The sequence below is a fragment of the Mesorhizobium sp. M0185 genome (assembly GCF_040322175.1).
Lineage (GTDB): Bacteria > Pseudomonadota > Alphaproteobacteria > Rhizobiales > Rhizobiaceae > Mesorhizobium.
This window is the reverse complement of record NZ_JAMYSY010000006.1, coordinates 82,445-97,108: the sequence shown is the minus strand read 5'-3', so window position 1 is coordinate 97,108 and position 14,664 is coordinate 82,445. Positions and strand designations below refer to the sequence as shown.

General features: G+C 61.8%; 16 protein-coding genes. 7 read left to right on the top strand and 9 right to left on the bottom strand.

Annotated features, from left to right (window positions below; all coding sequences use genetic code 11):
- Positions 1–26 precede the first annotated feature (26 nt).
- The 3 genes from NKJ20_RS07260 to NKJ20_RS07250 are packed head-to-tail and all read left to right on the top strand — an operon-like array spanning position 27 to position 4,130.
- On the top strand, positions 27–1,916 hold the full coding sequence (locus NKJ20_RS07260) for an ABC transporter ATP-binding protein (RefSeq protein WP_352615537.1): 1,890 nt from the start codon (positions 27–29) through the stop codon (positions 1,914–1,916).
- The gene (locus NKJ20_RS07255; RefSeq protein ID WP_352450518.1) at positions 1,913–3,793 is read left to right on the top strand and encodes an ABC transporter ATP-binding protein; all 1,881 of its coding nucleotides are present in this window, start codon (positions 1,913–1,915) and stop codon (positions 3,791–3,793) included. Before NKJ20_RS07260 ends, NKJ20_RS07255 begins: the two co-directional genes overlap by 4 nt.
- A gap of 22 nt (positions 3,794–3,815) precedes the next feature.
- Positions 3,816–4,130, top strand: a complete 315-nt coding sequence (locus tag NKJ20_RS07250; RefSeq protein ID WP_352743292.1) for a DUF6665 family protein — start codon at positions 3,816–3,818, stop codon at positions 4,128–4,130.
- Positions 4,131–4,157: 27 nt separating this feature from the next.
- On the opposite strand, the gene NKJ20_RS07245 is transcribed toward NKJ20_RS07250, so the two are convergent.
- Positions 4,158–4,514 carry a cupin domain-containing protein gene (locus NKJ20_RS07245; protein WP_352450559.1) on the bottom strand — a complete coding sequence of 119 codons (357 nt, stop codon included), beginning with the start codon at positions 4,512–4,514 and terminating at the stop codon, positions 4,158–4,160.
- A 281-nt stretch (positions 4,515–4,795) separates the two neighbouring features.
- Between NKJ20_RS07245 and petA the strand changes: the two genes are divergently transcribed.
- The 4 genes from petA (at position 4,796) to NKJ20_RS07225 (ending at position 8,394) form a co-directional block, all read left to right on the top strand.
- Positions 4,796–5,356, top strand: coding sequence for a ubiquinol-cytochrome c reductase iron-sulfur subunit (gene petA / locus NKJ20_RS07240; protein WP_352541007.1), 561 nt, complete (start codon positions 4,796–4,798; stop codon positions 5,354–5,356).
- Between the two features lie 16 nt (positions 5,357–5,372).
- Positions 5,373–6,674: a cytochrome b gene (locus NKJ20_RS07235; protein ID WP_352586768.1), complete on the top strand. Its 1,302-nt coding sequence runs from the start codon at positions 5,373–5,375 to the stop codon at positions 6,672–6,674.
- Positions 6,675–6,762: 88 nt separating this feature from the next.
- The gene (locus tag NKJ20_RS07230; protein ID WP_352743290.1) at positions 6,763–7,635 is read left to right on the top strand and encodes a cytochrome c1; all 873 of its coding nucleotides are present in this window, start codon (positions 6,763–6,765) and stop codon (positions 7,633–7,635) included.
- Between the two features lie 213 nt (positions 7,636–7,848).
- Positions 7,849–8,394 (top strand): adenine phosphoribosyltransferase, encoded by a 546-nt coding sequence (locus NKJ20_RS07225; protein ID WP_352469734.1) that lies wholly within the window; start codon positions 7,849–7,851, stop codon positions 8,392–8,394.
- Between the two features lie 46 nt (positions 8,395–8,440).
- Here the strand turns inward: NKJ20_RS07225 and NKJ20_RS07220 are convergent, their stop codons facing one another.
- The 8 genes from NKJ20_RS07220 to NKJ20_RS07185 all read right to left on the bottom strand — a co-directional run bounded on the left by NKJ20_RS07220 (position 8,441) and on the right by NKJ20_RS07185 (position 14,576).
- Complete coding sequence (locus NKJ20_RS07220; RefSeq protein ID WP_352743288.1) at positions 8,441–8,911, bottom strand: MaoC family dehydratase; 471 nt, start codon at positions 8,909–8,911, stop codon at positions 8,441–8,443.
- Entirely contained in the window at positions 8,908–9,369 is a 462-nt protein-coding gene (locus NKJ20_RS07215; protein WP_352743286.1) for a MaoC family dehydratase, read from the bottom strand. Before NKJ20_RS07215 ends, NKJ20_RS07220 begins: the two co-directional genes overlap by 4 nt.
- 134 nt (positions 9,370–9,503) lie before the next feature.
- On the bottom strand, positions 9,504–10,478 hold the full coding sequence (corA, locus tag NKJ20_RS07210; RefSeq protein ID WP_352637247.1) for a magnesium/cobalt transporter CorA: 975 nt from the start codon (positions 10,476–10,478) through the stop codon (positions 9,504–9,506).
- Between the two features lie 217 nt (positions 10,479–10,695).
- Complete coding sequence (gene ychF, locus NKJ20_RS07205; protein WP_352469740.1) at positions 10,696–11,799, bottom strand: redox-regulated ATPase YchF; 1,104 nt, start codon at positions 11,797–11,799, stop codon at positions 10,696–10,698.
- Positions 11,800–11,876: 77 nt separating this feature from the next.
- Entirely contained in the window at positions 11,877–12,440 is a 564-nt protein-coding gene (locus NKJ20_RS07200; protein ID WP_352645069.1) for a hypothetical protein, read from the bottom strand.
- Positions 12,441–12,443: 3 nt separating this feature from the next.
- Positions 12,444–13,169, bottom strand: a complete 726-nt coding sequence (gene pth, locus NKJ20_RS07195; RefSeq protein WP_352743283.1) for an aminoacyl-tRNA hydrolase — start codon at positions 13,167–13,169, stop codon at positions 12,444–12,446.
- A gap of 23 nt (positions 13,170–13,192) precedes the next feature.
- Positions 13,193–13,837: a 50S ribosomal protein L25/general stress protein Ctc gene (locus NKJ20_RS07190; RefSeq protein ID WP_023678438.1), complete on the bottom strand. Its 645-nt coding sequence runs from the start codon at positions 13,835–13,837 to the stop codon at positions 13,193–13,195.
- A 244-nt stretch (positions 13,838–14,081) separates the two neighbouring features.
- Complete coding sequence (locus NKJ20_RS07185; RefSeq protein WP_352450509.1) at positions 14,082–14,576, bottom strand: DUF2938 domain-containing protein; 495 nt, start codon at positions 14,574–14,576, stop codon at positions 14,082–14,084.
- Positions 14,577–14,664 lie beyond the last annotated feature (88 nt).

The following is a 14,664-nucleotide window of genomic DNA, read 5'->3' as shown; positions in this document are numbered from 1 at the left end:
GCGGAAACAGTATTGTGAGCATCTCTATGTTTAGCTGGTTTGAAAAAAGGCTCGATCCGTTCCCTGCCAAGGAGCCGGTCGAGCCGCCGCGGACACTGATCGCCTTCTGCGTGCATTATACGCGCGGCGCGTGGCCCTACATCGCTCTCGATGCGGTACTGGTGACGGCCATCGCCCTTGCCGAGGTGTGGATGTTCGGCTTCATGGGCCGGATCGTCGACTGGCTGTCCGGACAGAATCGCGAGACGTTCCTGCAGACCGAAGGCTTGAAGCTGGTCGGCATGGCCTTCATCGTGGTTTTCGCGCTGCCGGCGACGGTCTGGTTCCATTCGCTGCTCAACCAGCAGACGCTGATGGGTAATTATCCGATGCGTATCCGCTGGCAGGTGCATCGATACCTGCTCAAGCAGTCGATGAGCTTCTATCAGGACGAGTTTGCCGGGCGCATCGCGACCAAGCTGATGCAGACCGCGCTCGCGGTGCGCGAGTGCGTCATCAAGCTCATCGATGTGCTCAACTATATCGTCGTCTATTTTCTCGGCATGCTGTTCATTGTCGGCTCGGCAGACTGGCGGCTGGCTGCGCCGCTTGCCGTCTGGCTTGCCGGATATGTCCTGCTGTTGCGCTATTTCATCCCGCGGCTGGGCAAGGTCGGCGAGGAGCAGGCCAATGCGCGCTCAACCATGACCGGCCGTGTCGTCGACAGCTACTCCAACATCCAGACGGTCAAGCTGTTCTCGCATGCGCGGCGCGAGGCATCCTTCGCCAAGGACGGTATGGCCGGCTTTCTCGATACAGTCTACCGGTCGATGCGGCTGGTGACACAGCTCTACGGCCTGCTCTACGTCCTGAATTCGCTGCTGTTGTTTTCGGTCACCGCAATCTCGCTATGGCTGTGGCTCGGCCAAGCCGTGACGATCGGCGCCGTCGCCCTGGTCATCGGCCTCGTGCTTCGGCTCTGGGGCATGTCGCAATGGATCATGTGGGAGATGTCCACGCTGTTCGAGAATATCGGCACGGTGCAGGACGGCATCGCCTCGATCTCGCTGCCGCGCCTCGTCGAAGACCGGCCTGGCGCCAAGGATATTGCCGTGACCAAGGGGGAGATCCGTTTTGAGGACATCCGCTTCCATTATGGCAAGCAGAAGGGCGTGATCGAAAGCCTGTCGCTGACGGTGAAGCCGGGCGAGAAGGTCGGCATCGTTGGCCGTTCGGGTGCCGGCAAGTCGACGCTGGTCAATCTTCTGTTGCGCTTCTATGACCTCGAAAGCGGCAAGGTCCTGATCGACGGCCAGGACATTGCGGCGGTGACGCAGGACTCGCTGCGCGCCCAGATCGGCATGGTCACGCAGGACACCTCGCTGCTGCATCGCTCGGTGCGCGAGAATATCCTCTATGGCCGGCCGGACGCCAGTGACCAGATGCTGATCGAGGCGGCGCGGCGCGCCGAGGCGCTGGATTTCATCGCCGGATTGTCGGATTCTAACGGTCGAAAGGGTTTCGACGCGCATGTCGGTGATCGCGGCGTCAAATTGTCCGGCGGCCAGCGGCAACGCATCGCCATAGCCCGTGTTATGCTGAAGGACGCACCAATCCTTATCCTCGACGAAGCGACCTCCGCCCTCGATTCCGAGGCCGAGGCGGCCATCCAGGAGAACCTCTACAGACTGATGCAAGGCAAGACCGTCATCGCCATTGCGCACCGGCTGTCGACGATCGCGGCCATGGACCGGCTCGTCGTCATGGACAAGGGCCGCGTCATCGAGGAAGGTTCGCATGAGGAACTGGTTGCCAGCGGCGGGCTCTACGCCCAGCTCTGGCAGCGCCAGTCGGGCGGCTTCCTGCTCGACGACGGCCCCTCTGTCAACGATGCAGCCGCCAACGATGCACTCGTCAAGGGTGAAGCCGCCGAATGACTGCCATCTACCGCTGGTTCGAGAACTGGGTCTATCCATTCCGGGAGCCTGCGGACCTTCGGCCACCTGCCGGCGTCAGGGGTTTTCTCTGGCATTATGTCGGGCAGGCGAAGATCGCCTTCTTCGCCATGCTGCTGATCGGCGGCATCGCGCCGTTAGTCGAAGCCGGACTGTTCTATTTCGTCGGGCGGCTGGTCGACATCCTCGACCAGCTTCCCGGCGAACGCAGCTGGCACGCGTTGTGGACTGCCGCCGGCCCGGAACTTGTCTTCATGATCGCGGTGGTGCTGGTCATCCGCACCATCGTCGTCGGCCTGTCGGCGCTGGTCGACGAGCAGACGATCACGCCGGGTTTCTATAATCTGGTGCGCTGGCAGGCGCATCGCCATGTCTCGCGCCAATCCTACGCCTTCTTCCAGAACGACTTTGCCGGACGTATCGCGACCAAGGTCTGGCAGGCGGGACAGGCGACCGGCGATCTGATGGAAAGCTTCATCGAGGTCGTCTGGTTCATGGTCGTCTATACGGTGACGACGCTGGCGCTGGTCGCCGGGCTCGATCTCCGGCTGGCGGTGCTGGTGGTGATCTGGATTACCGCCTTCGGCTTTCTGGCCAGGCGCTATTTGCCGGCAATCCGCAAACATGCCGAAGCCACCGCCGAAGCCGGCTCGATGATCACCGGCCGCCTTGTCGATTCCTATTCGAACGTCCAGACGCTGAAACTGTTCTCGGCCGATGGCGACGACCGCTACATCAGGAACGGCTTCGACATCTATCTCGACGCGCTGCGCCCATTCACCCGCAGGCTGACCGGCGTGCGCATGGCACTGACGATGCTGTCGGGCATTATGATCACGGCGATCGCCTGCTTTGCCGTTTATCTCTGGGTCGAGGGTTCGATCACAGTCGGCGCCGTGGCTTTCACGCTGTCTTTGGTGCTGCGGCTGAACATGCTGCTCGGCCGGCTGATGATGCAGCTCAACGGCATCTTGCGGAACCTCGGCGTGCTGGAAAACTCCAAGGCGCTGATCTCACAGCCGCTCGGCCTGACCGATGCGCCGGACGCGAAAGAGATTGTCGTCGGCGGCGGGCGTATCGACGTCAGCAATGTCGAGTTCCACTACGGCAAGGGGTCCGGCGTGCTCGACGGCATCGACCTCGTCGTGCGGCCGGGCGAAAAGGTCGGCCTGGTCGGCCCGTCCGGCGCCGGCAAGACGACCTTGGTCAATCTGATCCTGCGCCTCTACGACCTCGAGAGCGGCAAGATCACCATTGACGGGCAGGACGTCTCCAGGGTCACGCAGAATTCGCTGCGCGCCAATATCGGCGTCGTCAGCCAGGATACGGCACTTTTCCACCGCTCGCTGCGCGACAACATCAAGCTCGGCATGCCGGAAGCGACCGACGCCGAGGTGGTCGCGGCAGCGAAGAAGGCCGAGGCGCACGAGTTCATCCTCGGCCTGCGCGACAATCGCGATCGTATCGGCTACGAGGCCTATGTCGGCGAGCGCGGCGTCAAGCTCTCCGGCGGCCAGCGCCAGCGCGTGGCGATCGCCCGCGTCTTCCTCAAGGATGCACCGATCTTGGTGCTCGATGAGGCGACCTCGGCGCTCGATTCCGACATCGAGGCGGCGATCCAGGAAAATCTGGCAAGGCTGATGGAAGGCAAGACGGTCATCGCCATCGCGCATCGGCTGTCGACCATTGCGGCACTCGACCGGCTGGTGGTGCTCGACGAGGGCCGCATCGTCGAGCAAGGCACGCATGACGAGCTGGTCGGGCTCGACGGGCTCTATGCCAGGCTGTGGAAGCGGCAGTCCGGCGGCTTCCTGTTCAGCGAGGAGAGCGCGCTGGCCGAGACCCGGCCGGCGGAGTAGTTTCTAAAAACCGGAGTAGACCATGGCGGTGAGAATGCCATCGAATTTCGGACGGTCCGGCGCGCAGGAGAGCGCGTTGGACCTGCTTGGCCATGAAATCCTCGGCGAGAAGGCGGCCGCGCTCGGCCGCGCCGGCCGGCGCGTCGATGAAACATTGACGAGGCTGCGCGAGAATTGCGACAGTGTCGACCGTGCCCGGCTGCTCAGGGATGCAGCCGAAGCGGTGCACGGGTATTTCATCCAGCGCGAACTCTGCGGCCTGCGCAAGCACGACACGGTGATCCGGGAATACAGCATTCCCAAGGCTGTGCTGGCCAGGCTCGGCGCCAGCGCATGATCCGAACCGGAATCGGTTTGGGAAGCGTTATTCCAGCCACTCGGTGATGAAGCTGCCGTTCTCGTGTATGTCGGTGGTTTCCAGCGGGCCTGGCCCGAGATTGGTGAATTTGTGCGGCGTGTTCGGCGGTACGACCAGGATCTGGCCGGCTGTGGCCTCGATCTGCCGGTCGCCGACGGTGAACAGACCGGTCCCGGTCCGGATGATAAAAATCTCGCAATAGGGATGGCTGTGCAGCCTGGGGCCGCCGCCGATCTCGGGCAGGTAGTTGAAGATCAGGCAGCTGCGGGAGCCGTAAGCTCCGCCTTGCAGCTCGCCCTGCCAATGGTCGGGCCAGCGGTCGGGCGCTTCGGCCCATTTGTCGCGGTCTATGACATGCGCCATAGGCCAAGGATAAACCTGGCCAGCGCCAGCTGTCGAGGCGAACGCAGCCATTTGGTTTTGCTGCTGTTTTCCAATCGTTCCGACGTGCGAATTACGCCCCCGCGACAATCTGCCCTTGTGCCTTCACCCGTCTGGACAAAAACAGGCTTCACGCATAAACCCAAGTCCCAAATGCCGGAGGAATTCGCTAGCCTGTTCGCCATGCGCAGTCGGGCCGGCGCGATTGAGCGGGGAACAAGGCTCGGCCGCCGGCACGGAAAAGGCGAAAGGATCAGGCACCCGTGAGCGCAACCGACACCCAGGATCCCAACCGTCGTGATTTTCTCTACGTCGCCACTGGCATGGCGGCGGTGGTCGGCGCGGGCGCTGTCGCCTGGCCGTTCATCGATCAGATGCGTCCGGATGCCTCGACGCTGGCCCTTGCCTCGGTTGAGGTCGACGTATCTTCGCTGACGCCAGGAATGTCGCTCGTCGTGAAGTGGCGCGGCAAGCCGGTTGTCGTGCGCAACCGCACCGAAAAAGAGATGAAGGACGCCGAGGCGGTCAATCTCGCCGAGCTCAAGGATCCAATTGCCCGCAATGCCAACCTGCCGGCCGACGCGCCGGCAACCGACGCCAACCGGACCACGCCCGGCAAGGAAGCCTGGATGGTGATGGTCCAGGTCTGCACCCATCTTGGCTGCATCCCGCTCGGCCAGGAAGGCGATTTCGGCGGCTGGTTCTGCCCATGCCACGGTTCGCAATACGATACGGCCGGCCGCATCCGGAAGGGACCGGCGCCCGAGAACATGGCGGTGCCGGTGTTTCAATTCGTTTCCGACACCAAGATCCGTATCGGCTGAGGCAAGGGATATTTCCATGAGCGAGGGACACTCGACCTATACGCCCAAGACCGGCATCGGACGCTGGTTCGATTCGCGCATGCCGCTGCCGCGGCTGGTCTATGACAGCTTCATCGCCTATCCGGTGCCGCGCAATCTGAATTACGCCTGGACCTTCGGCGGCATCCTCGCGCTCATGCTGGCGGCGCAGATCCTGACCGGCATCGTGCTGGCCATGCACTACGCGGCCGACAGCACTCTCGCCTTCGATTCAGTCGAGAAGATCATGCGCGACGTGAATTCGGGCTGGCTGCTGCGCTACCTGCATTCGAACGGCGCGTCGTTCTTCTTCGTCGCCGTCTACATCCATATTTTCCGTGGCCTGTACTACGGCTCCTACAAGGCGCCGCGCGAGCTGCTGTGGATCCTCGGCTGCATCATTTACCTCTTGATGATGGCGACCGGGTTCATGGGCTATGTGCTGCCCTGGGGCCAGATGAGCTTCTGGGGCGCCACCGTCATCACCGGCTTCTTCACGGCGATCCCGCTGGTCGGCGACTGGATCCAGCAGCTTTTGCTCGGCGGCTTCGCGGTCGACAATCCGACGCTGAACCGCTTCTTTGCGCTGCATTACCTGCTGCCGTTCATGATCGCCGGCGTCGTCGTGCTGCACATCTGGGCGCTTCACGTCGTCGGCCAGAACAATCCGACCGGCATCGAGGTCAAATCGAAGACCGACACGCTCGCCTTCACGCCTTACGCGACCATCAAGGATGGGTTCGGCATGATCGTGTTCCTGTTCGTCTTCGCCTATTTCGTCTTTTATCTGCCGAACTATCTCGGCCATCCGGACAATTACACCGTTGCCAACCCCCTGAAGACGCCGGCCCACATTGTGCCGGAATGGTACTTCCTGCCGTTTTACGCGATCCTGCGCGCTATCACCTTCAATATCGGGCCCATCAACTCCAAGCTCGGCGGCGTGCTCTGCATGTTCGGCGCGATTGTCATGCTGTTCCTGGTGCCGTGGCTCGACACCTCGAAGGTGCGCTCGGCAGTCTACCGGCCCTGGTACAAGCTGTTCTTCTGGCTGTTCGTGGCCGACGCCATCCTGCTCGGCTGGCTGGGCTCGCAGCCGGCCGAGGGCAGCTATGTGTTCATGGCGCAGATGGCGACGCTGTTCTACTTCGCCTTCTTCCTGGTAGCGCTGCCGGTACTTGGGCTGATCGAGACGCCGCGGCGGCTGCCGAATTCGATCACCGAGGCGGTACTCGGGAAGAACAAGGGTGGCGGTGGACATCCTGCCGGCGCCACGGCCGCGCCGGAAACCAAAGGCTGAGCATGATCCCGAAAAGTGGAAACCGGTTTTCGGACAAGATCATGCTCGAGACGATGACAGCGCGTCAGAGAATCTCAAGGGGATTTGCATGAAGAAGATTCTCACCTCGCTGGCGCTGCTTGGCCTTGTGGCCGCGGGCATTGGGGCCACAGGCACTGGAGCGCGCGCTCAGGAAGAGGCGCACAACGAGGCGGCGCCGACGCATTTCCCAATACACGAACCAAAGGAAATGGACTGGAGCTTCGCCGGGCCGTTCGGCACCTACGACAAGGCCCAGCTGCAGCGCGGGCTGAAGGTCTACAAGGAAGTCTGCTCGGCCTGCCATTCGATGAATTTGGTGGCGTTCCGTACACTGGAGGGCCTTGGCTATTCGGATGCGCAGATCAAGACGCTGGCGGCCGAATATACGATCCATGACGGACCGAACGATGCCGGCGACATGTTCGATCGTCCCGGCAAGCCGTCCGACCATTTCCCGGCGCCGTTCCCCAATGTGGAGGCGGCGGCGGCGGCAAATGGCGGCGCAGCACCGCCCGACATGTCGCTGCTGGCAAAGGCGCGCGGGGTGGAACGCGGCTTCCCGCGCTTCGTCTTCGATATCTTTACCCAGTATGCCCAGGGCGGCCCCGACTACATCCACTCGCTGCTGACCGGCTACGACCAGCAGCCGCCGGCGGGCATGGTCATACCAGAAGGCACGTACTACAATCCGTACTTCCTGTCCGGCGTGTCGCTGAAGATGCCGAAGCCGCTCTCTGACGGCCAGGTAACCTATGATGACGGCGCGCCGCAGACGGTCGACCAGTATTCGCGTGACGTGTCGGCCTTCCTGATGTGGGCGGCCGAGCCACACCTCGAGGACCGCAAGAAGACCGGCTTTCGCGTACTGGTCTTCCTGCTGCTGTTCGGCGCACTGGTCTACCTGACCAAACGCAAGGTGTGGGCCGGCGTGGCGCACTGAGCCCTGCGATCTACGAGAATGCGAGGGCGTCGAAAGACGCCCTTCTCATTGCAGGCATGTCGATTCATCGCTGCCGGCGCAGAGTGGCCCCTTTGCCGGACAATTTTCCGTCAGGCGTCACATGGCGGTAGCCGGACTTAGCTGCACCGGGTTACGATTGGCCCATTCCCTTCACGTCTTCAGCCGAATCTGAAAGGCCCGGAGAGCCGCTTGATGAAATCCTCGCTCGAAGAGACGCTGCTTGCCGCGATCCGCACCATTCCGGATTATCCCAAGCCGGGCATCCTGTTTCGCGACATCACCACGCTGCTCGGCAATGCGCGGGCCTTCCGCCGCGCCATCGACGAACTGGTGCATCCCTATGCCGGCCTCAAGATCGACAAGATCGCCGGCATCGAGGCGCGCGGCTTCATCCTCGGCGGCGCCATCGCCCACCAGCTCTCGGCCGGCTTCGTGCCGATCCGCAAGAAGGGCAAGTTGCCTTCCGAGACGGTGCGCGTCGCCTACAGCCTGGAATACGGGCTGGACGAGATGGAGATGCACAAAGACGGTGTTTCTCCAGGCGAGAAGGTAATCCTCGTCGACGATTTGATCGCCACCGGCGGCACGGCCGAGGCGGCCGTCAAGCTATTGCGGCAGATCGGCGCCGACATCCTCGCCGCCTGCTTCGTCATCGACCTGCCGGACCTTGGCGGCCGCGAGAGGTTAGAGGCGCTCGGCGTACCGGTGAGGACGCTGATCGGGTTTGAGGGGCATTGAGCGTTTCTTCCTTCTCCCCTTCTTGTGGAGTAGGGAAGAACTCCGCTCACTCCACCTTCACCAGCACGGCACTTTCGAATTCGATGACCTTGTCGCCGGTCGAATCGAAGGCCTCCGAGCGGAGCGTCAGCAGCCGCCAGCCCGGTCGCGAGGCGATAGGGCGATGGGCCAGCGCGGTGCGGGTGAAAGTCACGGTTTCCCCGGCATAGACAGGTTTGGGCCATTTGAGGTTCTTGAAGCCGGGCGAGGGGCCGAATTCCGGCACCGGCCCGGGACCGGGCCAGCGGGCGACCTCTGCCTCTATGCCAGCCTGGAGGCTCAATTTCATCCAGGTGGCGGCGGTGTGCCAGCCCGAGGCGCAGAGCCCGCCGAATATGCTGTTCCTCGCCGCCTCTTCGTCGATATGGAATATCTGCGGGTCGTATTTGCGGGCGAACGCCTTGATCGCCTCCGGTTCGAATCGATGTGAACCGAGCGTGACGGTGATACCGATGCAGAAGAATTCGTCGAGGCTCACGCACGGCCCTCGCGGGTGAGGAACATGACGGTGTTTTCGAGCTCGAAAACACCTTCGCCGCGCTGGTTGAACAACTCGCTGCGCATGGTCACCAGGCCAAGCCGGGGCTTCGATCTGGACAGTCGCTTGGCAAGGACGGTGGTGCTGCCGGTCAACAGGTCGCCGGCCAGGACTGGCCGTTTCCATTTGACCTGGTCGACGCCCGACGCGCCCTGGGAGGTCGAGTCGAGCAGGAAGGCATCGCACAGCATGCGCATGAACATGGCGCAGGTGTGCCAGCCCGAGGCCGCCAGCCCGCCGAGAATGCTGGCCTGGCCCGCGGCCTCGTCGAGATGCATCGGCTGGGCATCGAATTCACCGGCGAATTCTATGATTTCGGCGGCACTTACCAGCTTGGTGCCGAGGTCGAGCGAAGCGCCCTCGACAAAATCCTCATAAGCCCAGGTCTTTGCGGTCATGGTCTGGAAATCCTGTTCAGGATTGTACGATCGCTACGGGTCCGGGTCCCGGATGCAGGCAGCGTGGCATTTGGTCAAGCAATTTCTATTGCGCCAGCCCGCTGCGCCCAAGCCGCAACGCGGTATTGACGACCCTATAGCCAGCCGCGGCGGCGGAAATACCAGAAGGGCAGGATTGCCGAAAGCACCATCATGCCGATGGCGAAGGGATAGCCAAAGTGCCATTTGAGCTCAGGGATGATGTCGAAATTCATGCCGTAGATCGAAGCGACAAGCGTCGGCGGCAGGAAGATGACAGCGGCGACGGAGAAGATCTTGATGATGGCGTTCTGCTCGATCGAGATCATGCCGAGCGTCGCGTCGAGCAGGAAGCTGATCTTCTGCGACAGGAAGGTGGCGTGGTCGGCGAGCGACAGGACGTCGCGTGACAAGGTCTTGATGCGAGCGCGGCTGTCCTTGCTCATCCTGCTTTGCGTGGAGGCATGGGCGAGAAAGCCGGCAAGGCGCTGCAGCGAGATCAGGCTGTCGCGGATCGAGGAGGCGAGGTCCTCCTTGCGGCCAATGCCTTTCAACAGCTCCTGGAAGTCGCGGTTGCGCTTGGAAACCTTGGTCGAGCGTGCCTCGAAGATGTCGCGCGAGATCGCCTCGACGTCGCGGCCGGCGCGCTCCAGAATGTCGGCGAGGCGGTCGACGATCGCCTCCAGCAGTCCGATCAGGATGGTGTCACCGCTGGTGCAACCGGTCGCCACCTTTTCGGCGCGCAGCGGAAAGGTCTTGAACGCCTTCGGTTCGTGGTACCGCACGGTGATCAGCCTGCTGCCGGCGAGCACGAAGGTAACCGGCGACATCAACGGATCGTTCACCTCGGTCTGCGCAGGCAGAATGGCGGTCATGAAGTAGGCGCCGTCCTCGACGTAGAGACGGCTCGAGATCTCGATCTCTTCCATCTCTTCGCGGGTCGGAACGGCGATGCCGAGCCAGGTCTCGATTGTCGTCTCTTCTTCCTTTGTCGGGTTGAAGAGGTCGACCCAGACGACAGTGTCGCTGTTTTGCAGGAGATCGTCGACCAGGCGCAGGCGATCATTGTCGACGACGAAGGCCTTGATCATCGCCGGGTCTCCCTTGCTGTTGCCAAAGAGCGTTCGTTTGGAGGGGGCGCGTCAGTCACATCGCACGGACGCGGGCAGGCGAGGCGCGAGGCCGGTGCAGAGGCCCCTTAGACCCCGCACGATGGCCCGTCAAGCAGCGCAAGAGGCACTGCGACACCCTGCTTTGAAGTTTGTCATCGAGCGACGGCAATGGTGACCATTGGGCTCCCTCGCCAGGTCAGGTGTTGAACTTGAACAGCATGATGTCGCCGTCCTGGACGACATACTCCTTGCCTTCGTCGCGCGCCTTGCCGGCCTCCTTGGCCGCGACTTCGCCGCCCAGCCTGACAAAATCCTCATAGGCGATGGTCTGGGCGCGGATGAAGCCGCGCTCGAAATCGGTGTGGATGACGCCTGCCGCCTGCGGCGCCTTGGCGCCCTTGTGCACGGTCCAGGCGCGTGTCTCCTTGGGGCCAACGGTAAAGTAGGTGATGAGCTGGAGCAGCTCGTAGCCGGCGCGGATGACCTTGTTCAGGCCGGGTTCGTCCAGACCGAGCGTTGCAAGGAATTCCATTTCCTCTTCGTCCGAGAGCTGGGCGACCTCGGCCTCGATCGCCGCGGAAATCACAACGGTGCGGGCACCTTGCGCGGCGGCCATCTTCTCGACCGCCCTGGTATGCGCGTTGCCGGTGGCGGCATCGGCTTCCGCGACGTTGCAGACGTAAAGCACCGGGTGTGAGGTCAAGAGATTCAGCCCCTGCAGGATGCGTAGATCCTCAGCCGAGATGCCGTTGAGCAGGATGCGGGCGGGCTTGCCGGCCTGCAGCAGTTCAAGCGCCGCTTCCATCATCGGAAGTGCGGTCGCTGCTTCCTTGTCCTTGCCGGCGGCACGCTTGCGGATCTGCACGATGCGGCGCTCAAGGCTGTCGAGGTCGGCAAGCATCAATTCGGTTTCGACGGTCTCGGCATCAGCGACAGGATCGATGCGGCCCTCGACATGGGTGACGTCGTCATCCTCGAAGCAGCGCAGCACATGGACGATGGCGTCGACCTCACGGATGTTGGCGAGGAATTGGTTGCCAAGCCCTTCGCCTTTGGAGGCGCCACGCACCAGGCCGGCAATGTCGACGAACGAGATGCGGGTCGGGATGATCTCCTTCGACTTGCCGATCGCGGCGATCTTCTGCAGGCGCGGGTCGGGCACCGCCACCTCGCCGGTATTCGGTTCGATGGTGCAGAACGGATAATTGGCGGCCTGCGCCGCCGCCGTCCTGGTCAACGCATTGAAGAGCGTCGACTTGCCGACATTGGGCAAGCCAACGATGCCGCATTTGAAACCCATTTTTGTCTGGTCCTATCGGGAAATCGAAATTTGATCAGGGCTATGGGCGAAAGTGCCGATGATCGTCAAGGCGCAATTCAATTCAGACGCTGCGCGATGTCATCGGTGCCTATCGCCAACGAACGAACGCCGGACCTGCTCAGTATTTGCAGAAGATGCCAGAACGCGTCGACCTCAGCGGTTCCGAAATCGATGGTCAGTTGCCCGTCGAGCAACTGCGCACTGTGAATGACGTTTCCGACGGTCTCCGATGTTTCACGCTCGCCATCGATATCGAACCAGCCGCGAAACCATTCGTCGAAGAGATCGCCGTCGAGCTCATTTATAGGGAATTTAAAATGAACCTCATCCCACCTGAAAGGTGAGATGAGGACATCCATTCCACCCATCCCGGCGTGAATATCCGGAGAGAATTTCACATAGGAATCGCTGTTGATGAATTGCGGATTTGGCTGTCCGTCATTACTGACGAAATCAACCGCGATGAAATTTCGATAGAAGGAATCGACGTTGGAAAACTTGATTTCGGTCGCATGCGATCCTTGGCTGTTGCGAGCAAGTTCGCCGGCAGCGGCGACGAAATAATCAACATACTTCTGTCTGATGAGACGGACCAATTCCTGAATGTCATCCAGATCCATGGCTCAGTCCTTGCCGCCAAAAAGCTTCTTCAGCATGGCCGCCATCGGGCCGGTTTCGGGCAGCTTGGCCGCCGGCTGCTGCGGCCGCGCCTGGCGGACGTGGCTTTGCGCCTTTGGCGCCTTGGGCGGCGGGCGATCGTCGTCGTCTGTCGGCGTGAGCTTGTCGCGCAGCGCCAGCGTCACGCGGTTCATGAACGAATTGTCGTCGCCCTTGGCAAGCAATCCGGCACCATCGGCGATCGCGTCGAGCAGCACGTCCAGCCATTCGCGGTCGCCCTTGGCGAAATCGCCAAGCACATGGCCGTGCACCATTTCCTTGACGCCGGGATGGCCGACGCCGATGCGCACACGGCGAAAATCCTTGCCGACGTGCTGGTCGAGCGAGCGGATGCCGTTGTGGCCGCCGGAACCGCCACCGACCTTGACCCGCACCTTGCCGGCGGCAAGGTCGATCTCGTCATAAAAGACAGTCAGCGCCGAAGGGCCGAGCTTGTAGAAGCGCAAGGCTTCGCCGACCGACTGGCCGGACAGGTTCATGAAGGACTGCGGCTTGATCAGGATCACTTTTTCGCCGGCAAGCGTGCCTTCGGCGATCAGGCTCTGGAATTTCTTCGACCAGGGCGAAAAGGAATGGCGGCGGGCGATCGCGTCCGCCGCCATGAAGCCGACATTGTGCCGGTTGTTGGCGTATTTCGCGCCCGGATTGCCGAGGCCTGCAAAGACAAGCATCGTCGCCTCCGGGCGGGAAGGGGTTACTTCTCTTCGGCGGCAGGAGCCGCTTCGGGCTCAGCCGCTTCAGTCGTCTCTTCCGCGGCCTCCGGCTTCATCGCCGAGGAGCCGGCAATGGTCGCGATGGTGAAGTCGCGGTCGGAGATCACCGGCTTGACGCCGGCCGGCAAGGTGATGGCCGAAATGTGGATCGAATCGCCGATATCGGTACCGGTGAGATCGATGGTGATGAAATCCGGGATCGCATTGGCCGGGCAGTGGAACTCGACCTCGTGGCGCACGATGTTGAGCACGCCGCCGCGCTTGATGCCGGGCGACTTGTCTTCATTGATGAAGTGCACGGGCACGTCGACATTGACTTCGGTATCCTTGCCGATGCGCAGGAAATCGACATGGACAGGGAAATCCTTGACCGGGTCGAGCTGGAAATCCTTGGGCAGAACCTGGATCTTGTTGCCGTCGACATCGATCGTGGCGACCGTGGTCAGAAACCCGCCGCCATGGATCTTGTAGTAGATGTCCTTGTAGGTCAGCGCAATCGCCAGGGGAGGCTGCTTGTCGCCGTAAATCACTGCAGGCACTTTACCGTTGCGGCGAACTGCACGGGCGGACCCCTTACCGACCTGTTCGCGCGCTTCGGCCTTGAGCTCGTAAGTATCGTGGCTCATGGCATTTCCTTTCGCGTTGTTCTGGAGCGCTCACGGTCAGCGTGGCTGGGCCGTAAACGTCGAAAGCCGACATAGCTAACGCATGACCTGGTCCGAAAACCGGAATCCACTTTTCGGAATCATGCGGGAAGGCGGCCTTCCGCCGCGTTGCCTCCAAGGGTGTCTACGCGGGTGGCGGCTCTATAGCGGAAGGCGGCGCGAGGTGCAAGCGGGCGGAAGGGCGCCAGGGATGGACCGTGTCCCATCAGGCTGGAAGTAGCAGTGCCGAAAGCAATCCTGCAACGTACAGCCCAACCCCGAAAGACAGATGGGCCATAAGGCTGCGCAGGCGCGCAGTGCGCGGATTGGGAACTTTCGAAGCCGCGATGCCGATCCCAAAAGCCGGTTGCATCACGAAGAACGGGGCGACGATGGTGCAGACGCCGATCAACAGGGCCGGAAGCACTGTCGGGTGCCGTGCCCAGTCGAGGCCCCACACTCCAATCAGCGCTGCGGCAAATACGATGCCGGTCGCGTAATGCGCACTCCATCCAATGGCGGTTTCGCCGCGAACGCGGGCAGCTTGTGCGATATTCGCATGTGCAAAACGTCCATGTGGAAAGTGCCCGATCCAGCGGCCGACCCAGGCGTAATCAAGCGGTGGAATCGCGAACATTCGCTTCAGAAACCATCCCCAGAGATCCATCAGGGCTGTCGCGCCGATTCCAATGACGGCCGCACGGACAACGAACTCCAACATTTTGGCATCTCCTGTTTCACTTGTCAGACACTAGCCAAAAAGAATCAATCATTCAACATATTGATTGATTGATTGAGTGATGCTAGCT